Source organism: Thermomonospora echinospora (genome assembly GCF_900108175.1).
GTDB lineage: Bacteria > Actinomycetota > Actinomycetes > Streptosporangiales > Streptosporangiaceae > Thermomonospora > Thermomonospora echinospora.
Genome location: NZ_FNVO01000010.1, coordinates 199,477 through 221,066 on the forward strand (window position 1 = coordinate 199,477; position 21,590 = coordinate 221,066).

17 protein-coding genes are annotated in these 21,590 nt (G+C 72.8%); 12 read left to right on the plus strand and 5 right to left on the minus strand.

Annotated features, from left to right (window positions below):
- Positions 1–380: 380 nt before the first annotated feature.
- From C4U03_RS22800 to C4U03_RS22810, 3 genes are all read left to right on the plus strand, one after another.
- The gene (locus C4U03_RS22800) at positions 381–1,385 is read left to right on the plus strand and encodes an iron-siderophore ABC transporter substrate-binding protein (protein WP_200827400.1); all 1,005 of its coding nucleotides are present in this window, start codon (positions 381–383) and stop codon (positions 1,383–1,385) included.
- A 116-nt stretch (positions 1,386–1,501) separates the two neighbouring features.
- Positions 1,502–1,708 carry an MbtH family protein gene (locus C4U03_RS22805; protein WP_103939970.1) on the plus strand — a complete coding sequence of 69 codons (207 nt, stop codon included), beginning with the start codon at positions 1,502–1,504 and terminating at the stop codon, positions 1,706–1,708.
- The gene (locus C4U03_RS22810; RefSeq protein ID WP_103939889.1) at positions 1,705–2,451 is read left to right on the plus strand and encodes a siderophore-interacting protein; all 747 of its coding nucleotides are present in this window, start codon (positions 1,705–1,707) and stop codon (positions 2,449–2,451) included. Before C4U03_RS22805 ends, C4U03_RS22810 begins: the two co-directional genes overlap by 4 nt.
- Before the next feature lie 91 nt (positions 2,452–2,542).
- Here C4U03_RS22810 and C4U03_RS22815 read toward each other — a convergent pair whose 3' ends face one another.
- Both C4U03_RS22815 and C4U03_RS22820 read right to left on the minus strand, forming a co-directional pair.
- Complete coding sequence (locus C4U03_RS22815; RefSeq protein WP_103939890.1) at positions 2,543–3,814, minus strand: lipase family protein; 1,272 nt, start codon at positions 3,812–3,814, stop codon at positions 2,543–2,545.
- A gap of 177 nt (positions 3,815–3,991) precedes the next feature.
- On the minus strand, positions 3,992–4,420 hold the full coding sequence (locus tag C4U03_RS22820) for a hypothetical protein (protein WP_103939891.1): 429 nt from the start codon (positions 4,418–4,420) through the stop codon (positions 3,992–3,994).
- Positions 4,421–4,698: 278 nt separating this feature from the next.
- Here C4U03_RS22820 and C4U03_RS22825 point away from each other — a divergent pair, with 278 nt between their 5' ends.
- Positions 4,699–5,874, plus strand: coding sequence for an acyl-CoA dehydrogenase family protein (locus C4U03_RS22825; RefSeq protein ID WP_103939892.1), 1,176 nt, complete (start codon positions 4,699–4,701; stop codon positions 5,872–5,874).
- A 65-nt stretch (positions 5,875–5,939) separates the two neighbouring features.
- Here the strand turns inward: C4U03_RS22825 and C4U03_RS22830 are convergent, their stop codons facing one another.
- Positions 5,940–7,016 (minus strand): alkene reductase, encoded by a 1,077-nt coding sequence (locus C4U03_RS22830; protein WP_103939972.1) that lies wholly within the window; start codon positions 7,014–7,016, stop codon positions 5,940–5,942.
- Positions 7,017–7,119: 103 nt separating this feature from the next.
- Between C4U03_RS22830 and C4U03_RS22835 the strand changes: the two genes are divergently transcribed.
- From C4U03_RS22835 to C4U03_RS22860, 6 genes are all read left to right on the plus strand, one after another.
- On the plus strand, positions 7,120–9,837 hold the full coding sequence (locus C4U03_RS22835; RefSeq protein WP_103939893.1) for an ATP-binding protein: 2,718 nt from the start codon (positions 7,120–7,122) through the stop codon (positions 9,835–9,837).
- A gap of 153 nt (positions 9,838–9,990) precedes the next feature.
- Positions 9,991–12,705 (plus strand): ATP-binding protein, encoded by a 2,715-nt coding sequence (locus C4U03_RS22840; protein WP_200827401.1) that lies wholly within the window; start codon positions 9,991–9,993, stop codon positions 12,703–12,705.
- 209 nt (positions 12,706–12,914) lie between these two features.
- Complete coding sequence (locus tag C4U03_RS22845) at positions 12,915–13,664, plus strand: SDR family NAD(P)-dependent oxidoreductase (protein ID WP_103939895.1); 750 nt, start codon at positions 12,915–12,917, stop codon at positions 13,662–13,664.
- Positions 13,665–13,691: 27 nt separating this feature from the next.
- Positions 13,692–14,042, plus strand: a complete 351-nt coding sequence (locus tag C4U03_RS22850) for a DUF1801 domain-containing protein (RefSeq protein ID WP_103939896.1) — start codon at positions 13,692–13,694, stop codon at positions 14,040–14,042.
- Positions 14,043–14,194: 152 nt separating this feature from the next.
- Positions 14,195–14,968, plus strand: coding sequence for a 3-hydroxybutyrate dehydrogenase (locus C4U03_RS22855; protein WP_103939897.1), 774 nt, complete (start codon positions 14,195–14,197; stop codon positions 14,966–14,968).
- A gap of 11 nt (positions 14,969–14,979) precedes the next feature.
- Positions 14,980–16,863, plus strand: coding sequence for a helix-turn-helix domain-containing protein (locus C4U03_RS22860; protein WP_235018054.1), 1,884 nt, complete (start codon positions 14,980–14,982; stop codon positions 16,861–16,863).
- 213 nt (positions 16,864–17,076) lie between these two features.
- Here the strand turns inward: C4U03_RS22860 and C4U03_RS22865 are convergent, their stop codons facing one another.
- Together C4U03_RS22865 and C4U03_RS22870 are read right to left on the minus strand one after the other, a co-directional pair.
- Complete coding sequence (locus tag C4U03_RS22865) at positions 17,077–18,429, minus strand: extracellular catalytic domain type 2 short-chain-length polyhydroxyalkanoate depolymerase (RefSeq protein WP_103939899.1); 1,353 nt, start codon at positions 18,427–18,429, stop codon at positions 17,077–17,079.
- Between the two features lie 20 nt (positions 18,430–18,449).
- Positions 18,450–19,772, minus strand: a complete 1,323-nt coding sequence (locus C4U03_RS22870) for a tannase/feruloyl esterase family alpha/beta hydrolase (RefSeq protein WP_103939900.1) — start codon at positions 19,770–19,772, stop codon at positions 18,450–18,452.
- Positions 19,773–20,133: 361 nt separating this feature from the next.
- On the opposite strand from C4U03_RS22870, the gene C4U03_RS22875 reads away from it, so the two are divergent.
- Both C4U03_RS22875 and C4U03_RS22880 read left to right on the plus strand, forming a co-directional pair.
- Entirely contained in the window at positions 20,134–20,892 is a 759-nt protein-coding gene (locus tag C4U03_RS22875) for an ABC transporter ATP-binding protein (protein WP_103939901.1), read from the plus strand.
- A complete protein-coding gene (locus tag C4U03_RS22880; RefSeq protein WP_103939902.1) occupies positions 20,879–21,571 on the plus strand; it encodes an ABC transporter ATP-binding protein in 693 nt (230 codons plus the stop codon). Before C4U03_RS22875 ends, C4U03_RS22880 begins: the two co-directional genes overlap by 14 nt.
- Positions 21,572–21,590 lie beyond the last annotated feature (19 nt).

Sequence of the window (21,590 nt, forward strand, 5' to 3'; positions counted from 1 at the left end):
GACCGGATGGACCGACCGAGCGGACCGCACGGAAACGGATCGGACGGACCGGATCGAGCGACCGAGCGGACCGGGGCGAGGCGGGGCCGGACGGCGGGCTGTCAGGCGGGACAGCCCGCGGCGGTGACGTGACCGTGGTCCACGTGCCGCTGGCGGGTGAGGACGAGCCGAACGCGCATGCCGGTATCAGAGCACGTATCGGGGCAGGAAGTCAACTATTCCTACTCATTTGGTGTGATACAGCCTTGGAGGGCCGCGCCATCGTCGGTGTCCCGAACCGATGCGAACGAGTGCTTCCCTGGCGGGGCGGGTCTTGCTAAGTTAGGCAAGCCTTACCTAATGATGGTGTGGCGGTGACATAGGAAGGACGCGCATCCCCCATGCGTACGTTGATGCGGCGACTGGCCGCGACGGGCGCGCTGGTGCTGGGCCTTAGCCTGGTGGCGGCGTGCGGTGGTGACGGTGAGGAGCCGGCGGGCCCGGCCGGGTCGGGGGCGTTCCCGGTCACCATCACCCACAAGCTCGGGACCACCACGATCAAGGCCGAGCCCAAGCGCATCGTCGCGCTCGGCGAGATCGACCAGGACACCCTGCTGGCACTGGGCGTGCAGCCGGTCGGGATGGCCGAGCTCACCGGCGTCCAGGACGACGGGCTGGCGCCCTGGAGCGCCCCCAAGCTGTCGGGCGAGAAGCCCAAGCTGCTGAAGGCCGGCGAGTCCGGCTTCAACCTGGAGGAGATCGCCGCGCTCCGGCCGGACCTGATCCTGGCCGGCGGCGACTTCTACATCGACAAGGAGTACGACAAGCTCGCCAAGCTCGCGCCGACCACCGCCTACCAGACCGGCCCGGCCGAGGACTCCTGGCAGACGGTCGCCCGGCAGGTCGCCAAGGCCGTCGGCAAGGAGGCCGAGGGCGAGCGGCTGGTCGCCGACGTCGAAGCCAAGATCAACTCGGTGAAGACCGCCCACCCCGCGCTGACGGGCAAGGAGTTCGCGTTCACCAGCGTCTTCCCCTCCGGCAACATCGGCGTGATGAAGTCCGCCGACGACGTCAGCGTCAAGATGCTGAGCCAGTTCGGGATGGTGCTGCCCGAGAAGCTGCAGAGCCTGCCGGGCGAGGGCTTCGCCGCCGAGCTGAGCATGGAGAAGGTCGGCGTCCTGGACGTGGACGTGCTGCTCAGCCACTACAACGACGACCCCGCCACGCAGCGGAAGTTCGAGGACAACAAGCTGTTCTCCGGCATGGACGTGGTCAAGCGGGGCTCCTACGTGCCGCTGGACCTCAAGTCCTTCTGGCCGCTGCGCACCCCCACCCCGCTGGCCGTCCCCTACGTGGTCGACCAGGTCGTCCCCAAGATCGCCCAAGCCGCCGAAAAGGCCGGCTGACCGACCGTCCCCGAAACGGCGGGCCGGCCCGCACCCGGCTCGCGCCTGGTCCACGCGCCCGGCCCGCCGTTCCGGAACCGCCCGTGGCGTACGCGCTGATGCAGGAGGCACAGGTCATGACCAATCCGTTCGAGGATCCCAACGCTGACTACCTCGTGCTCGTCAACTCCGAGGGGCAGCACTCGCTGTGGCCGGTGTTCGCGCCCGTGCCCGCCGGATGGTCCACCGCGTTCGGGCCCGCCGGTCGTGACGCCTGCCTGGAGCACGTCCGGACGCACTGGACCGACCTGCGCCCGCGCAGCCTCGCCGAGGCGTCCGGATGAGCTACCGCCACTTCTCCGCCGAGGTGACCCGGGTCGACCGGCTGACCCCGCACATGGCGCGCATCACGCTGGGCGGTCTGGCCGACTTTCCCGGCGCGGGCCTGGACCACCGCGTCAAGGTGTTCTTCCCGCTGCCGGGAGAGGAACGGCCCGTCTACCCGACCGGCGACGACTGGTGGGAGCGCTGGCAGGTCGAACCCGTGCGGGCGGTCTTCCGCACGTACACCATCCGGCGGCACCGGCCCGACCTCGGCGAGGTCGACATCGACTTCGTCCTACACGGCGACGGCGGCCCCGGCTCCCGGTGGGCGCTGGGCGCCCGCCCCGGCGACCAGGTCGGGCTGTGGGGTCCGCGCGCCGAGTACGCCCCGCCGCCCGAGGCCGACTGGGTGCTGCTGGCCGGGGACGAGACCGCGCTGCCCGCCATCGGCGCCCTGATCGAGGCGTTCCCGCCGGACACGGTGGCGCGCGTGTTCGTGGAGGTCGCCTCCGCCGACGAACGCCAGCCGTTCGACCTTCCCGACAACGCCCGGCTGACCTGGCTGTGTCGGGACGCCGGTCATTCGCTCCTCACCGCCGTACGCGAGGCCCGGTTCCCCGCGGGCCGCCCCTACGCCTGGGTCGCGGCCGAATCCCAGACCGTCAAACAGATCCGTCGCCACCTCGTCAACGACCGTGGCATCGCCCGCGACGACATCTACTTCTCCGGCTACTGGCGCCGCGGCCGTTCCCAGGAAACCTGACCCCGACCCCCAAACGAGCCTTGCCCCATGGGCCGCACGGCTCGGCCCGGACGGCGGGAGGTCGTCCGGGCCGAACCATCGGAGGGGCGGGTCAGCAGTTGCCGGTGGCGGGCTTGCCGGTGAAGCGGTCGCCGAGCCAGTCGGTCACGTCGCCGGCGGCCAGCCAGTCGGTGGTCAGGTGCTCGCCCGCGTAGGTGCGCCACTGTGTGGTGATGCCGGCCTGGCAGTAGCGCTCACGGGTGCCGTCCTCGGCCTCGTGCGGGATGATCTCCTCCAGCGCGCCGCGGTACTGGTAGACCGGGAAGCCGATCCGGTACCTGGCGCCGGACGAGCCGGTGCCGATGCCCACGCCGACCTTCTGGGCGTCGATGACCTCGCCCCAGCTGACCCCGTTCGAGCCCCTCAGGGCGTAGATCTGCGCCAGGGTCAGCCGGTCGGTGGAGAAGTTCTCCAGCTTCTGGAAGGCGAACGCGCCGAGCGTTCCGAACAGGCAATTGCTCCTGACGTCCTCGACCGCCTGCCGCCCCCGGTCGTTGAGCAGCTCGTTGAAGGGCATCTCGGGGTGGGCGGCGCTCAGCCCGACCACCGCGTCGGCCAGGAATCCGGCGAAGGCGCTGCCGTTCAGCCGCTCGGCGACCAGCTTCAGGTCACCGGGCACGCCGCCGGCCGCCGCGCCCACCACGTTCAGCTCGGGCGCGTACGAGGACGCCAACTGGGCGGCCCACAGCGAGTTGAACCCGCCCTCGGAGTACCCGGTGATGCCGACCTTGCTGTCGGACCGCAGCGAGCCGCCGGGGATCTGCCGTGACGCCCGCACCGCGTCCAGGACGGCGTGCCCGGCGTTCAGGCCCACCGTGTAGGTGTGGACCTGGCCGTTCATGTAGCCGACCCCGTCGGAGGCCGCCACCGCGTACCCGGCCTCCAGGAACTTCTGCAGGTTGCGGGCCTCGTAGGAGTCGACCTGCTCCCCGGCCATCTGCTTGGACAGCGCGCACTGTGAGCCCGAGCCGAGCGTCCCGGGGGTGAAGGCCACGGTCGGCCGGGAGCCGCCCCCGGTCCAGGCCGCGTCCGGGATGGCCACGAACCCGGACACCGCTATTTTGGCGCCTTTGACGTCGGTGGAGACGTACTTGATCTTCCACGCCTTCATCCGGACGCCGCCCGGGATCTGCGGCAGCGCGGTCGGCCGGCAGCTGATCAGGTCTCCCGGTTTCCCGGTGATGGTGCCCGGCGAGGTGTAGATGCCCTCGTCGGTGCTCAGGCACAGCAGTGGCGCCGCGGTCGCGGACGGTGCCGCGACCAACCCCGCCGCCGCCATGGTCGTCCCGGCGACCACGCAGGTCAGCAGTCTTCTCAGTCCCATCGTCACTCCACGGGGGGTGGGCGCTGATCGGCCGTCCGGCGGGATGCCGGAAGGGAATGACGGCCTCAGCGGCGAAAGCGAACGATGAAGACTGTGACTCGGCACGGCGCACGGCGGTATGAAGCCGTGTCATACATTGCCGTGCTCGTTTGGCAACCGGCTCACAACCGGCCGTGCTCACTCGTCGGGAGTGGCCTCGTGACCAGGGCGGCCGTGGGTGCGGCGGCGTTCTTTCAGGCGGGCTTCATGCGGGTGGCGCCGACCGCCCACCAACTCGTTCCGGACGCGCCGTTCGAAACGGCGGAACGGTTCGTAGTAGGTGTCGTCGAAACCCTCCACGACCTGGTAGGTCCAGCGGCCCGGCAGCACGTTGCGGCCCATGATGTCGGCCAGCAGTTCGTCGGCGATACCGGGGTGGCCGGCCTCGGTGAGCAGTTCCGCCGCGTCCTCGACGGCGAAGTCCGCGCGGCCGATGAGCTGGTGGAACGAGTACAGGTGCCCCCGGGCGCGCTCGACCATCTCCAGCGCCTCGCTGAGCCTGCCGACCGCCGTGACCGTGGCGTCGTCGGGCTCGCCACCGTCCGGACCGATGCTGGTGTGCGTCATGACCTGGCGATACCCCGCCGGCATGGCAGGCGTGCGCCGGGCCGGACGACACGCCGGCGGCGGTCCGGCGCGGGAACGGACGGCACCCTGCGAGCCGCCGGCATCAGGGCGCATCCGCCTTGCCGTGAACGGCCGCACGGCTCCGATGTGCCGAAGACGACAGGTCCGGGCCACGCGATCGGGGGCGTTCGGTGACTTGGCCCCCTTTTTCCGGGAAAGAGCGCAGGGCGGATGCGGACGCCGAATGGCGGCGCCGCGCCTGAGGAGGCTGAGCGGATATGGCGGATGTGCTGACGGGGGATTTCTACCGTTTCGAGGAACTGCTCTCCGAGCAGGAGCGGGAAACGCTGCTGCGGGTCCGTGAGTTCCTGCGCGAGGAGGTCGTCCCGATCGCCAACGAGTACTGGGCACGGGCCGAGTTCCCGCTGGAACTGGTCAAGGGCTACGCCGACCTGGGCATCGCCGGGCTGGCCTACGACGAGACGCCCGGCCCCAGGCCCAGCAGCCTGCTCAGCGGATTCCTGGCCATGGAGATGGCGCGCGCCGACCCGTCCATGGCCACTTTCTACGGGGTGCACACCGGCCTGGCGATGGGCAGCATCGCCGCCTGCGGCTCGGCGGAGCAGCGCGAGCGGTGGCTGCCGCCGATGAGCCGGATGGAGCTGATCGGCGCGTTCGCGCTGACCGAACCGCACGGCGGCTCCGACGTCGCCGCCGGGTTGGAGACCACCGCGCGGCGCGAGGGCGACACCTGGGTGCTGGACGGCGCCAAACGCTGGATCGGCAACGCCACCTTCGCCGACCTGGTGGTCGTGTGGGCCCGCGACGTCGAGGACGACCAGGTCAAGGGGTTCGTGGTGGAGCAGGGCACGCCCGGCTTCACCGCCACCAAGATCGAGAACAAGATCGCGCTGCGGTCCGTGCAGAACGCCGACATCGTGCTGGACGGCTGCCGCGTCCCAGAGCGCGACCGGCTGCCGAAGGCCGAGTCGTTCCGGGACACGGCCGCGATCCTGGGCCGCACCCGCAGCGGGGTCGCCTGGCAGGCCGTCGGCGTGATGCTGGCCGCCTACGAGATCGCCCTGGAGTACGCCAAGGAGCGCGAGCAGTTCGGCCGCCCGATCGGCCAGTTCCAGCTCGTGCAGGACCTGCTGGTCAAAATGGTCGGCAACGTGACGTCCTCGCTGGGCATGGTGGTGCGGCTGGCGCAGTTGCAGGACGCCGGCACCTACCGGGACGAGCACTCCGCGCTGGCCAAGGCGTACTGCACCACCCGTATGCGCGAGGTCGCCGGCTGGGCGCGCGAACTGCTGGCCGGCAACGGCATCGTGCTCGACTACGACATCGGCCGCTTCGTCGCCGACGCCGAGGCCCTGTACTCCTACGAGGGCACCCGTGAGATCAACACCCTGATCGTCGGCCGTGCCATCACCGGCCTGAGCGCCTTCGTCTGACCGCCCCCGCGACGCCCGGCTCCCCTGGCGGCCGTTCGGGGAGCCGGGCGTCGAGGGTCGCGGGGTCAGCCCTCCAGGAGCGGGTAGTCGGTGTAGCCGCGGTGGTCGCCGCCGTAGAAGGTGGCGGGGTCGGGGCTGTTGTACGGGCCGCCGGCCTTGATGCGGGCGGGCAGGTCCGGGTTGGCCAGCCAGAGCTGGGCGAACGCGACGGCGTCGGCCACTCCTTCGCGCAGCGCCTCGACGCCGTGTTCCGGTGTGGACGGGGACTCCGCCTGGGCGGGGTGCGGGTTGAGGATGAGCGAGCCCGGCCACTCGGCGCGGATCCGCCGGGTGATCTCCCGGTTGCCCAGCTCCATCACGTGCACATAAGCGAGCCCGTACGGTGCCAGGGCGCGCGTCAGCTCGGTGTAGAGCTCCTCGGTGTCGCTTTCGGTGATGCCGTTGAACGTGTTGCCGGGGGACATGCGGAACCCGACCCGCTCGGGACCGATGGCGTCGGAGACCGCGGCCACCACCTCCACGGGGAAGCGGATACGACCGGCGATCGAGCCGCCGTAGGCGTCGGTGCGCCGGTTGCTGCCATCGGCCAGGAACTGGTGGATCAGGTAGCCGTTGGCGCCGTGCAGCTCCACCCCGTCGAAGCCGGCGTCCATCGCGTTGCGCGCGGCGGCGGCGAAGTCGCGGACCGTCTCGGCGATGTCGTCCACGGTCATCTCACGCGGCGTGGGGTGGTCCAGCATCCCCTCGGGGGTGAACAGCTGCCCGCCGGAGGGGATCGGCGACGGCGCCACCGGCAGCGCGCCGTCCGGGTACAGCACGGGGTGCCCGATCCGGCCGCTGTGCATGAGCTGGGCGAAGATCCGCCCGTCCCGGGCGTGCACCGCGTCGGTCACCTTCCGCCAGGCCGCCACCTGCTCGGCCGAGTGCAGCCCCGGCGTGTCGGTGTAGCCCTGGCCCACCACGTTCGGCTGGGTGCCCTCGGTGACGATCAGCCCCGCCTCGGCCCGCTGCGCGTAGTACTCGGCGGTCAGCTCGGTCACCAGCCCGCCCTCGGCGGCCCGGCTGCGGGTCATCGGGGCCATCACCAACCGGCTCGGCAGTGTCGCCTTGCCAACGGTCACCGGCTCGAACAGTTCCTTCATCTCAACCTCCGGCAGCATCGTTCCCACTGGTCACGAAGGTAGGAGCGGGCCGGTACGGGCCGAATCCGTAAAGTTTCGGTACTCGGCCACGTACCTTGGGAACGTGCTGTACGGGCGGGATACCGAACAGGCGGAGATCGATCGGCTGCTCGCCGACGCGCGGGCCGGGCACAGTGGCGCCCTGGTGCTGCGCGGTGAGGCCGGCATCGGCAAGTCCGCCCTGCTGCAGTACGCCGCGGACCGGGCGTCGGCGGCGTCCGGTGACGGCGACAGCGACCGTGCCGGGATGGACGCCGGGATGCGCGTGCTGCGCGCCACCGGGGTGGAGGCGGAGACCGACATCCCCTTCGCCGGGCTGCACCAGTTGCTGTGGCCGGTGCACGACCGCATCGACGCGCTCCCCGCCCCGCAGGCGGCCGCACTGCACGCCGCCCTGGGCTCCGGCGACGTCGGCAACGGGTCCACCGACCGCTTCGCCATCGGGCTGGCCGTCCTCACCCTGCTCGCCGACCTGTCGGAGGACGGCCCGGTGCTCTGCCTGGTCGACGACGCGCAGTGGATGGACCGCGGCACCGCCGAGGCGCTGCTGTTCGCCGCGCGCCGGCTGGCCGCCGAGCGGGTGGCGATGCTCTTCGCGGCCCGCGAGGAGGCGTTCACCGGGACCGGGCTGCCGGAGCTGCGCCCGCCCCGGCTGGCGCGCGCGGACGCCGGGCGGCTGCTGGCCGAACGGGGGCTGCCACCGGCCCTGCACGACAGGGTCGTCCGCGAGTCGGCGGGCAACCCCCTGGCGCTGATCGAGTTCGGGGCCGCCCGGCAGCGGATGCCGGACGGGGACAGCCCGCTGGCGGTGCCCGATCGGGTGCTCGCGTCGTTCCGCGCCCAGATCGGCCGGCTGCCCGAGCGCACCCGGCTGATGCTGTTGATCGCGGCCGCCGAGGGCCGCGGCTACCTGCCGAGCCTGCTGGGCGCGGCGCAACGGCTCGGCGTGGACCTCGGCGACCTGGCGGAGGCCGAACGGGCCGGGCTGGTGAAGGTGGCGGGCTCCTCGATCACCTTCCGGCACCCGCTGATCAGGGCCGCCGCCTACCAGGACGCGGCGACCGCGCGGCGGCTCACCGTGCACCAGGCGCTGGCCGAGGCGTCCGACGAGCCCACCTGCCGGGTCCGGCACCTGGCGTCGGCCGCCGTGGGGCCGGACGAGAGCGTCGCGGCGGACCTGCAGCAGGTGGCCGAGGCCGCCCAGGAGCGCGGCGGCCTGTGCACCGCGGGCACGCTGTTGCGCCGGGCCGCGGAGCTCACTCCCGAAGCCGGTCCGCGCGCCCGGCGGCTGAGCGAGGCGGCGGCCGCGGTGCTACAGACCGGGCACGTCGAGGAGGCGCGGGAGCTGGCCGAACGGGCGGAGGAGCTCACCGGGGACCCGGCTGCGCTGGCCCGCCTGGCCCGGGTGCGGGCAGCCGTGGAGTTCGAACGCGGCGACCCCCGCACCGCCGCCCGGCTGCTGCTGGAGTACGCCGCGCACGCCGCGCCGGCGGAGGCCGAGGGCATGCTACGCACCGGCGCCGTCTACGCCTGGACGTCCGGCGACACCGAGCCGGTGCGCACGGCCGCCGACAGGCTGCGCGCCATCGGCCGCCACGACGCCGTGGTGGAGGGCATGGCCCACCTGGCCACCGGTGATTACACCGCAGGCGTGCCCTTGCTGGAGAAGCTGGTCGCCGAGGCCGTGGGCATCGTGCCGCACGCCGCGTCCGGGGCCTGCACGCCCGCCGTGGAGCGCCGGATCCGGGCCCTGCACGCGGGCCTGATCCTCGGCGCCGACACCGAGACCCTGGAACTGGCCGCGCAGGAGGCCGTACGCCGCCGCCGGGAGGGCCTGGTCGGCGCGCTGCCGGACGCGCTGCAGGTCCTGGCGCAGGCCCAGGTCGCCGCCGGGCTGCACCGGGAGGCCGAGGCCACCGTCGCCGAGGCGGTCGCGCTCGCCCACGACATCGGCATGCAGCGCCGCGCCGGGCGGCTCGGCGCCGTGCCGGCCCGCATCGCGGCGATCGAGGGCGACGCGCAGCGCCTGCGCGCACTGGCCGCCGACGCGCCCGGTGACGGGTCCGTGGACTCCGCGTTCGCCCTGCTCGATCTGGGGCTGGGCCGGTACGAGGACGCGCTGCGCCGGCTGGAGGAGCTCGCACGGGGGCCGCGCCGGCACACCGCCGGTGTCCTGCCGGCCGCCGCCGACCAGGTGGAGGCGGCCGTTCGCGCCGGACGGCCCGAGCGGGCACGCGAACCGCTGGAACGGCTGCGGGCGTGGGCCGAAGCCGGCGACCGGCCGTGGCCGAGGGCGGTCGCGCTGCGCTGCCAGGGCCTGCTGGAGGACGCCGAGGACCCGTACGCCCAGGCTGTCCACCTGCACCGGACCGGCGGCGGGCGGCCGTTCGAGCGGGCCCGCACCGAACTGGTGTACGGGGAGTGGCTGCGCCGGGCGCGCCGCCGCTCCGACGCCCGTTCCGTGCTGCGCTCGGCCCTGGAGACCTTCGAGTCGCTGCGGGCCGCGCCCTGGGCCGAACGGACCCGCACCGAACTGCGCGCCGCCGGTGACACCGCCACCACCGTCCAGCCCACCGCACCCGACCTGCTCGACCGCCTCACCCCGCAGGAACGGCAGGTCGTCCGGCTGGCCGCCGAGGGCATCAGCAGCCGCGAGATCGCCGCCCAGCTCTTCCTGAGCCCCCGCACGGTCGAGTACCACCTCTACAAGGCCTATCCCAAACTCGGCGTCTCCTCCCGCCGGGAGCTGTCCCGCCTCCCCCTCGAACCGGCGGCCTCCTGACCCGGACGGCTCCGCCTGGACTCTCGCCACCGGTCGGCCTCGTACCGCCCGTCCAGTGGACCTGCCTGCGCGTCGGGTGGAGTCCTGCGCGGTTTCCGCCCGATTCGTCGTTATCGGCCTGTGCCGATATGGGTGGCTTGTTACCGTTGGCGCGTGTTCATAGGGCGAGAGCCCGAACGGGAGCGCGTCGCGCGGTTGCTCGTGGACGCCCGTTCCGGCCGCAGTGGGGCGCTGGTGATCCGCGGTGAGGCGGGCATCGGCAAGACCGCGCTGCTCGACCACGTCGCGGCACAGGCCGGGGACATGCGGCTGCTGCGCGGGGTGGGGATCGAGGCCGAGGCCGAGCTGCCGTTCAGCGGACTGCACCTGCTGCTGCATCCGTTCACCGACCGCTTCGACGTGCTGCCGGGGCGGCAGGCGGCGGCGCTGCGGTCGGCGTTCGGGCTCGCCGACGAGCCCGCGGGCGACCGGTTCCTCATCGCGGCGGCCACCCTCACCCTGTTGTCGGAGCTGGCCGCCGACCGGCCGCTGCTGTGCCTGGTCGACGACGCGCAGTGGCTGGACCGGGCCTCCTCGGAGGCGCTGTTCTTCGCCGCGCGGCGGCTGCGCGCCGACCCGATCTGCATGGTCTTCGCGGTGCGCGACACGGCGCAGCCGTTCGAGGTCCCCGGTGTCCAGGCCCTGCGGCTGGGCGGCCTGGAACGTGCCTGCGCCGTGGAACTGCTGGACGCGCACCTGCCCGGCCTGGCCGTCCCGGTGCGCGAACGCCTGCTGGAGGAGGCCGCCGGCAACCCCCTGGCCCTCATCGAGCTGGCCGATGCCCTCAAGGACGAGGGCTCCCCGGCCGCCCACCCGATCGGCCCGCTGCGGGTCACCGGCCGGATCCAGGAGACCTACCGCGGCAGGCTCGGCGAGCTGCCGCCGCCCACCCGCCTGCTGCTGCTGGTGGCCGCCGCCGGTACCACCGACCTCGGCGTCGTCCTGCGCGCCGCCGAGCTGCTCGGGGCGTCGGCGGCCGACCTCGGCCCGGCCGAGGAGGCCCGGCTCGTCGTGCTGTCCGGGGACGAGATCAGGTTCCGCCATCCGCTCATCCGGGCGGTCACCTACCAGGATGCGCCCCACCACCAGCGGATCGCCGTGCACGGCGCGCTCGCCAGGGCGCTGCCCGGCGACGAGCACGCCGACCGCCGGGCCTGGCATCTGGCGGCGGCCGCCACCGGCCCCGACGAGGATGTGGCGGCCGAGCTGGAGCGGGCCGCCCGCCGCGCCGCGCACCGTGGCGGCACCGCGGCCGTGGCCGCCGCCTACGAACGCGCGGCACGGCTCAGCACCGAGTCGGGCGCCAAGGCCCGCCGGATCGTCAGCGCGGCACGGGCGGCCTACGATGCCGGGCAGCCGGACCGGGCGACACGGCTGGCCACCGAGGCGGCGTCCCTCACCGACGAGCCCGCCGTCGTCGCCGAGGCCACCTATATCCGGGCCCAGGTGGAGTACGAGCGGACCTCACCGGCCGCGGACGCCGCCCTGGCGCTGGAGGGCGCGACGCTCATCGCCCGCAGCGATCCGGAACGGGCGGTGTCGATGCTGACCGAGGCCGTCTGGTCCGCCCGGGACGCCTGCGCCCACGACCTCGTCCGCCGGAGCGTCGAACTGCTCCAGGCGGTGCGCCTGCCGCCGGGTTCGGCCCTGGCCCCGGTCGCCGCCGGGCTCATCGGCTACGGCCATCTGGTCGGCGGAGCGGCCGGGCAGGCCGTCGCCCCGATGCGCGCGCTGGTGCGGGCCGCGCGGGCCGGCGAGATCGAGGACTTCGTCGAACGCGTGATCGCCGGATTCGCGGGCCTGCTGAGCGGCGACGACGAGGACGCGACGGCGGTACTGGAGTCCCTGGCCGCCGACGCCAGGGGACAGGGCGCGCTCGGCTGGCTGCCGTACGTACTGGAGCCGCTGGCGATCGGCCGGCTGCTGCGCGGCGACCTGCGGGGCGCGCGGGCCGACGTCGCCGAGGGTACGTCGCTGGCCGCCGACATCGGCATGGACATGCAGGTGACCGTCCTGGACTGCATCTCGGTCTGGCTGGAGGCGGTGGCCGGGGACGAGACCCGGTGCCGTTCGCTCGCCGACGACGTCCTGGAGCACGCCACCCTGCACCCCACCAACGCCGCGCTCGCGTCCTGGGGGCTGGGCCTGCTCGACCTCGCCGCCGGGCGCACCGACCAGGCCCTCGAACGCCTCGACGAGGTGTGCGGCGGCCCGGCCCGGTACGACCTCCTCATCCGGGCCGTTCCGGACCATGTGGAGGCGGCGGTGCGCAGCGGCCGGGCGGACCTGGCCGCACGACACCTCCCCGCCCTGCGGGCGTGGGCCGAGCACACCGGCGGCCCGGCGGCGACGTCCCTGCTGCTGCGCTGCCGTGCCCTGCTGAGCCCCGGAGACGAGGCCGGCGAGTACTACTCCGCCGCACTGGACGGTTATCGCGACGGCGACCACGCCTACGACGCCGCGCGGACCCGCCTCGTCTACGGCGAGTGGCTACGCCGCAGGCGCCGCCGCTCCGAGGCCCGCGACCAGCTGGCCCAGGCCCGGGACGCCTTCCTGCGGCTCGGCGCCGCCCCCTGGGCCGAACGCGCCCAAGCCGAACTGGAGGTCCTCGGCGACCGTCCGATCGCCCAGACCCATGACACCGATCTCCTCAAACGGCTGACCCCGCAGGAACTCCAGGTCGTCCGGCTGGCCGCCGCCGGCTACAGCAACCGCGAGATCGGCGCGCAGCTCTATCTCAGCCCCCGCACCGTCGGTCACCACCTCTACAAGGCGTTCCCCAAGATCGGCGTCACCAGACGCATGGAACTCACCCAACTGGAGCTGTGACCCCCTCCCCGACAGGAGGAGGCTCCGTCGTATCGGTCGGATGACTTAGACCGGTGCGAGTCGCCCGCGCACATCCGTTCACCACGGCACCGATCAGCGGCATGGCCGCTGGTCATCGGGGGTTTTCCGAGGCCCGTCACCTGACCGATGCGGGCTCTGCCGGGCCGGTCCTAACTTCGGATCACCCAGACGGACGAACGGAGAACGACATGCTTCTTGAGAACAAGACCGCGGTGGTCTACGGAGGCGGCGGCTCCATCGGCGGTGCGATGGCGCGTGCCTTCGCGGCCGAGGGCGCCAGAGTGTTCCTCGCCGGGCGCACCCCCGCCAAGCTCGACGCCGTCGCCGACGACATCCGGCGCGCCGGGGGCCTGGCCGAGACCGCGGTGGTGGACGCCCTCGACGAGACCGCCGTCAACGGCTGGGTGGACTCTGTCGTCGCCACCGCCGGCAGCGTCGACATCTCCGTCAACGTGATCTCCCACGACGCGATCTTCCAGCCGCTGGTCGACATGCCGGTGGCCGACTTCGCCCGGGCGATGGAGAAGGTGGCCAGGACGTTCCTGCTGACCGGCCAGGCGGCGGCCCGCCACATGGTCAAGCAGGGCTCCGGGGTGATCCTGCACTTCGGCGGCTCCGACAGCGGCAACTCCATGCCCGGCATCGGGACCGTGCAGATCGGCTCCGACCTGGTCGAGGCGATGCGCCGGCAGTGGGCGTGCGAGCTCGGCCCGCACTCGGTACGGGTCGTCTCGATGCGCACCGGCGGTATCCCGGAGACCGTCCCCGACATGCCGCAGACCGAGCCCATCAAGCAGCAGATGGTGGACGCCACGCTGCTCGGGCGCGCCGCCACCCTGGAGGACGTCGGGCGCGTCGCGGCCTGGCTCGTCTCCGACCACGCCCGCACCCTGACCTCCACCCAGGTCAACATCTCCTGCGGCGCGTTCGTCGACTGACCCCCGAATCCAACGAGGAGGACCCTCATGAGCAGCGAAGAATTCGACAAGGCAGTGGAGACCAAGGTCCCCGACAAGTACCGGCCCGTCATGGACGCCCTGCGCGAACTCATGCGCGAGGGCGCCCCGCAGGCCGCGGAGACGACCCTGTACGGGTCGCCGGCCTGGAAGGGCAACAAGGCACTGGCGATCGTCAGCGTCAGCAAGACCCACCTGACCTTCGCCTTCGAGCGCGGCGCCGAGTTCGACGACCCCCACGGCCTGCTGGAGGGCGTGGGCAAGAAGACCCGCCACGTCAAGCTCAAGACCCTCGACGGGCTGAACCGCGACGCCCTGCGCGACTACATCGCCCAGGCCGTCACCCTCGACGCGGAGTAACCCCACGACCGTGCCCACGCCGGACGACCCGTTCCCGGCGTGGGCGCGGCACCCCGGGAGCCGGTCATGTGGGGGGCAACCACAAGACCTGGGAAAAGCATGGGGGTGGCGGCCATGGTGGCGGGGGAGTGGGGTTCGTAGCTTCTGTAGCCATGACCCATCCCCACGCGATCACCGATCTGTCCGGCCGCCGGGCCCTCGTCACCGGTGGTGCGAGCGGCATCGGCCGTGCCTGTGCCCGGCGGCTGGCCGCCGCGGGCGCCCATGTGGTGATCGTCGACATCCATCCGGAGGCCGCCGAGAAGCTGGCGGCCGAGCTGGGCGGCTCGGCGGTGGTCGCCGACCTGGCGGACCTGGACGGGCTGGATCCGCTGCTGGAGGTCGCCGGCACGGTCGATGTGGTGGTCAACAACGCCGGCCTCCAGCATGTGGCCCCGCTTCCGGAGTTCCCCGCGGAGATGTTCTCCCGGCTTCTGCGGGTCATGGTGGAGGCGCCGTTCCGGATCGTGTCCGCCGCGCTGCCCGGCATGTACGAGCGCGGATGGGGCCGGGTCGTCAACGTCTCCAGCATCCACGGGCTGCGCGCCTCGGCGTACAAGGCGGCCTACGTGACCGCCAAGCACGCGCTGGAGGGCCTGTCCAAGGTGATCGCGCTGGAGGGCGCGCCCCACGGGGTCACCTCCAACTGTGTCAACCCCGCCTATGTCCGCACTCCCCTGGTCGAGGGCCAGATCGCCGACCAGGCCGCCACGCACGGCATCCCGCCCGAGCAGGTGGTGGAGAAGGTCATGCTGGACCGTGCGGCCATCAAACGGCTGATCGACCCGGAGGAGGTCGCCGAACTGGTCGCCTACCTGTGCGGCCCGCACGCCACCATGATCACCGGCACCCACCTGGTCATCGACGGCGGATGGACCGCGGGTTGACAATACGCCGCATGAGTGCCGAATTCTTCCTGGAACTCCTGGCGCGCGAGGCGCCCGCGGTGGAGTTCGAGGCGCCGGTCCTGGAGGCCCGTGCGGCGGGGGCGAGCCCGCAGACCCTGGAGCGGCTGGAGTACGGCAAGCGCATCGCGCTGCGGATCAGGGCGACGCTGGAGCGGCGGGCCCGGCGGGAGGCGGAGCTGTCGGCGCTGTTCGACACCGCCGGTGACCTGGCCGGGCTGCGCGACCTGGACGCGGTGCTGGAGGCGATCGTGCGGCGCGCCCGGCGGCTGCTGCAGGCCGACGTGTCCTACATGACCCTCAACGACGACGAGCGCGGCGACACCTACATGCGGATGACCGACGGCTCGGTGTCGGCGGCCTTCCGCAGGCTGCGGCTGCCGCTGGGCGCCGGGCTCGGCGGCCTGGTGGCCCAGACCGGGATGCCCTACACCTCCGGCTCCTACCTGTCCGACGACCAGTTCCGGCACCGGGCCGACATCGACGAGGCCGTCGGCGAGGAGGGCCTGGTGTCGATCCTCGGGGTGCCGATGCGGCTGGGCTCGCAGGCGATCGGCGTGCTGTTCGCCGCGCACCGCACCGACCATCCGTTCGCCAAGGAGGAGGTGGCGCTGCTCAGCTCGCTGGCCGCCTACGCCGCCGTGGCGATCGACAACGCCCGGCTGCTCGCCGAGACCCGCGCGGCGCTGGAGGAGCTCAGCGCCGCCAACGAGGTGGTCCGGGCGCGCGGTGACGCGGTCGAACGGGCCGCGCAGGCCCACGACCGGATGGCCGACCTGGTGGTGCGCGGCGGCGGCGTGGCCGACATCTGCCAGGTGGTCGTCGACGTGCTCGGCGGTGCCATCTTCGTCCTGGACGACCATGACGCCGTGCTGGCGGCGGTCGGCGCCGACCCCGATCCGGCGGACCTGGCCGCCGTGGCCGACCTGGCCGCCGCGTCCCGGGCCAGTGGCCGGACGGTGGCGCGCGGGGCGCTGCGGGTGGCCACCGCCGCCGCCGGCGCGGAGACGCTGTGCACGCTGGTGCTGCGCTGTGACGACGAGCTGTCGGCCCTGGACCAGCGGATCCTGGAACGGGCCGCGCTGGTGATCGCGCTGCTGCGGCTGATCCAGCGCAGCGTCGCCGAGGCCGAGGGCCGGGTGCGCGGGGACCTGCTGCGCGACCTGCTGGACGGCCGGGTGAACGACCCGCAGACCGTGGCCGACCGCGCCAAGCGGGTCGGGGTGGAGGCGGGCGCCCGGCACGTCCTGGTGGTCGTCCGGCACGAGGCCGACGACGAGACCGGCCGGCGGCGGGCGGCCTTCTGGGCGGCCTCGCACGCGGCGGCGGCGCACGGCCTGTCCGAGGTGCAGGGCGGCGAGATCGTGCTGCTGCTGCCCGGCGACCGGCCCGGGGAGGTCGCCCGCCGGGTCGCGCACGAGCTCGGCCAGTCACTGGGCCACGCGGCGACCGCCGGGGCCGCCGGGCCGGTGGACGAGCTCGGCGACCTGACCGCCGTCTACCGGGAGGCGAAGCGGTGCGCCGAGGCGCTGCTGGCGCTGGGCCAGGCCGGCGGCGGCGCCGGGGTGGACGAACTCGGCTTCGTCGGCCTGCTGATCGGCGACGGCAACGACGTCGGCGGTTTCATCACCGGCACGCTCGGGCCGGTCCTGGACTACGACGCCAAGCGCGGGACGGAGCTGGTCCAGACCCTGGACGCCTACTTCGGCTGCGGCGGCGCGCTGGCCAAGACCGCCGCCCGGCTGCACATCCACGCCAACACCGTCACCCAGCGGCTGGAACGTGTCGGCCGGCTGCTCGGACCGGGCTGGCAGGAGCCGGAACGCGCCCTCGAACTGCACCTCGCCCTCCGCCTGCACCGCCTGCGGACCTGGTGACGCGGAGGGCGTCCGGCCGGGCCGCTGAAACGTTCGTCCAGGTGAACCCATGCCGCTTGGCTCCGGCCACCGACGCTTCCACCGGTTGCCGGACACGCGGCCCGGCCGTGCGGCCTGGGCGGCGTTCCTTGCGGGCGGGTCGGTGGCCATACCGGCTGCGGACAGGGTGACGCGGCCCGGTCGTGCCGGCCGGGCCGCGTCGGTCGTCGGTGGTCAGCAGCGCACCCAGTAGCCGGGGCCGGTCTCCTTGATGCCGCTGGTGGTGTAGACGTTCCACAGGCCGAGGTTCTGGTTGGAGCCGTTGGCGTAGGTGTAGCCGCCCGACATGTGGGCCCGGCCCGCCGTGGTGTGCGCGTAGTTGCTGGCGGTGACGCAGGTCGGGGTGGGCGTCGGTGTCGGGGTGGGCGTCGGTGTCGGGGTGGGCGTCGGTGTCGGGGTGGGCGTCGGTGTCGGGGTGGGCGTCGGTGTCGGGGTGGGCGTCGGCGTGGGGGATGTGGTGGGCGTCGGGGTGGGCGTGGGGTCGGGGTTCGCCGTGGTGCCGCCGAGGGCCTCGACCATGTTCAGGATGGTCTCGATCTGCTTGCCGCCGTGTTGGGCGTACGCGGTGTCGCCCTGGTAGCCCCACCAGTTCCAGCAGCCGTTCGGGTTGGTGAGGTCGGTGGTCTGGAGCGCCTGCGGGTACAGCACGACCATGCCGTTGGTGTCGGCGTACTCGTTCAGGTACGCGTACCGCATGAACGTGTCGCCCATCGACTGGTAGCGGTAGCCCTGCTTACAGCCGTGCAGCGCGACCATCAGCCGGCACGCGGACCCGCCCGCGCAGCCGCTCGGGACGTAGGCGAACCCCTCGGCCCCCATGCTGATGGCGGACGCGCTGCCGCCCACGGCGTACCGGTTCTGGTCGAACTGGATCAGGGTGCCGCCCGGCTGGGCCGCCGGGGCGTTGACCGTGGTGCCGAACAGGTGCCCGAGCATGTCCCGCTCGGGGTCGCCGCCGCAGTTGTTGATGAACGGGGAGGCGGTGGTGGTGCAGCTCACCGGCCCGATGGGGGACAGCCAGGCGTGCCCGGCGTTGGTCTTGGCGTAGGAGACGTTCGCGCCCAGGTCCCGGTAGTAGGTGGCCAGATCGTCGTTGACGGCGCGTACCACCGTCTGGTCGTTCGACCCGTGCGAGAGGTACACCCGGTCACCCGACAGATTGGCCACCGGGTCCACTGCCCCGGCGCCGGCGAGGGACCTGGTCTCCGAGACGAGCTGGGCGGGTGTCTTGCGCGGCGTGTAGGTCTGCATGCAGGCGTTCAGCGCGGTCGCCAGGTTGCCCTGTGCGCAGCGGTACGGCCCGGCGGAGAAGATGCCCGCACCCTTGAACACGCCGGAGTAGGCTACGTGGAGCTGGTTGGCCATGTACCCGCCGGAAGAGACCCCGGAGACGTACGTGGAGCTGATGTTGTAGGTCTTCAGTGTGCCCGGGGTGGGTGCGGGCACGGCGCCCAGGGCGACGGTCGCCGTCACCCCGGCGAGCGCCGCCGCGACCGGCAGCGCCAGGACGGACAGTCCGAGTCTCATGGTGGTCCTCCACGAAGCCGTCAGCCGGACAGTGCGCAGGTGTTGACGAGGTCGCCGGTGGCGGGCCGGGGGATGGTCGCCGAGGCGGGTGGGCGGACGCCCCGGGTGGTCCATGCCTCCAGCGCGGTGAACGCGCTGCGGTAGCAGGGCAGCAGGGGACGCAGCCGGTCGGGGAAGGCGTCGTAGAGCCCGTCGGTGTGGTTGCCGCCCTCGATCCGGTAGTAGCGGTGCAGCGTGCCCCGGCCCTGCCGCCTGACCATCGCGGCGTAGACGTCGGAGTCCTGGTCGATCGGCAGCAGCGCGTCCAGCGTTCCGTGCAGCGTGACCATCGGACGGCCGATCCGGCCGGTCAGCGAGATCTTCCGCACCGCCTTGCGGACCTCGCGGGGCCGGGAGGCGTAGTCGTAGTCGGCGTCGCACGCGGGGGTGCCCGGAGCACAGTAGGGGGTGCCCGCCTCGGTGGCGCCGTCGTAGCCGGGGTCCAGTTCCTCACGGTAGATGCGCTGGGTCAGGTCCCAGTACACCTGCTCGTGGTACGGCCACAGGAACGACGACCCGGCGGGATAGGTCTTGTCCGGACGCCCCGCCAGCACGGGAGGCAGGAACGTCAGCAGGTTCGGCCCGTCCTCCCGCCAGAGAGTCCCCTCCCAGTCGACGCCGCCGGTGTACAGCTCGGGGTGGTTCTCCAGTTGCCAGCGCACCAGATAGCCGCCGTTGGAGGTGCCCGCCACATAGGTGCGGCCTGGCGCCCGGCCGTACCGGTGCTTCACCGCCTTCTTGGCGGCCTTGGTGAGCTGGGTGACCCGGTGGTTCCACTCGGCGATCGCGTCGCCGGGCCGCTTGCCGTCCCGGTAGAACTGCAGGCCGCTGTTGCCCTTGTCCGTCGCCGCGTACGCGTACCCCTGGGCGAGCACCGCGTCGGAGATGGTGAAGTCGTTGGCGTACTGGCGGCGGTTGCCCGGGGTGCCGGCGACCACCAGCCCGCCGTTCCACCGCTGGGGCAGCCGGATGACGAACTGGCTGTCGTGGTTCCAGCCGTGGTTGGTGTTGAACGTGGAGTCGTCGGGGAAGTAGCCGTCGATCTGCACGCCCGGCACCCCGCTGGGGTTGCGGGCTCCGGCCGGGTGCAGACCGGCGTAGTCGGCGGGCACGGTGTGACCGGACGCGACGGTGCCGGCCGTGGTGAGGTCGTCGAGGCAGGCCGTGACCTGATGCTCCGCCCCGGGCACGGTGACCTCGGGACACGAGCCGGCGGACGCGGGACCGGCCGGGGCGGCCACCAGGGGAGCGGCCACGACGGTGCCGAGCAGGGCGCCCGTCAGCAGTCTGCGGATGGTCGGCATGGGCGGTTCCTCCAGGGGGTGGATCCCGCCATCCTGAGGATGATCTGTGGCTCGGACCACGTACCGCCGCCACACAATCGCCACCACGCCCATGTGCGCCCCCGCCACGACTCGTCCCGGCACCCCGGTGACGTGCCGGTGAACGCGGCGGGTGACGGCATCGGCGGAGAGCCCAGGTGCCCCGCTCCCAGGACGGTCCCCGCGGCCATGTGGTGTCGCCGGGGCACACAGCCTCCGCCGGGTTTGTGGGGGCGTTCTACATGGTGACCGTTGTCGGGATTGCCATAGTGTGCGGCGTCACATGACCGATGTGGGCTGGGTCACTCGCCCGGCCAACCCCCTTCGAGGAGGACGCGGGAGCATGACCGGTGCCATTCTGGCGGCGCGCGGCCTGGCCAAGGAGTTCCGCGGCTTCCGGGCCGTGGACGGCGTCGACCTCGACGTCGCCGAGGGCAGCGTGCACGCCCTGGTCGGCCCGAACGGAGCCGGCAAGACCACGCTGTTCAACCTGCTGACCGGCTTTCTCCCGCCGACCGCCGGGACGATCACGCTGGGCCGCCGCGATCTGACCGGCCGGCGTCCCGAGGAGGTCGCCCGCGCCGGGCTGGCCCGATCGTTCCAGATCACCAGCCTGTTCCCGCAGATGACGGTGCGGCGGCATCTGGAGCTGGCGCTGGCCGGGCCGACCGGGCTCGGCTGGCGGTTCTGGCGTTCGGACAAGGCGCTGCGCCGCTTCGCCGGGCGCGCCGACGAACTGCTGGACCAGGTGGGCCTGCTGGGCTTCGCCGACCAGGCGGCCGGCACCTTGGCCTACGGCCGCAAGCGGGCGCTGGAACTGGCCCTCGCGCTGTCCCTGGACCCCAAGGTGCTGCTGCTGGACGAGCCCACCGCCGGGATGGGCGCCGAGGACGTGGACCGGACGGTGGAGCTGGTCCGCCGGGTGCGGACCGGCCGGACGGTGGTGATGGTCGAGCACAACATGAACGTGGTCGCCAGCCTCGCCGACCGGGTGACCGTCCTGCAGGCCGGCCGGGTGCTGGTCGAGGGCCCCTACGCCGAGATCCGGCACGACCCCCGAGTGATCAGCGCCTACCTGGGAGACCCCGATGCTCACCGTTGACAAGCTGTCGGCCTGGTACGGCGAGGCCCAGGTGCTGCGGGAGGTGTCGCTCGACGTCGCCGAGGGCGAGATCGTCACGCTGGTCGGCCGCAACGGCGCGGGCAAGACCACCCTCCTGCGGTGCGTGATGGGCCTGCACGGGCGCACGTCCGGGACGATGTCGCTGCTCGGCGACGATCTGACCGCGCTGCCCCCGCACCGCCGGGCCCGCCGCGGCATCGGCTACGTGCCCGACGACCGCGGCATCTACGCCACCCTCTCGGTCGAGGAGAACCTGCTGCTGCCCCCGGTCAGCGGCCCGGCGCCGTGGTCGCTGGAGGAGATCTACCAGACCTTCCCCCGGCTGCGGGAGCGGCGGCGCTTCCCCGGCACCCGGCTGTCCGGCGGCGAGCAGCAGATGCTGGCGCTGGCCCGGGTGCTGCGCATGGGCTCGCGGCTGCTGCTGTGCGACGAGCCGACCGAGGGGCTGTCCCCGCTCATCGTCCAGCAGATCGGGGAGATCCTGCGCCAGGTCAAAGGGCGCGGGGTGACCGTGCTGCTGGTCGAGCAGAACGTGCACTTCGCCACCACCGTGGCCGACCGCCATTACTTGCTGGCCGAGGGCCGCGTCGTCGAGTCGCTCGACAACGAGCAGGTCCGCGCCCGCGAACACGAACTCCTCGAACACCTCGGAATCTAAAAATCCCCCAGGAGTGTGA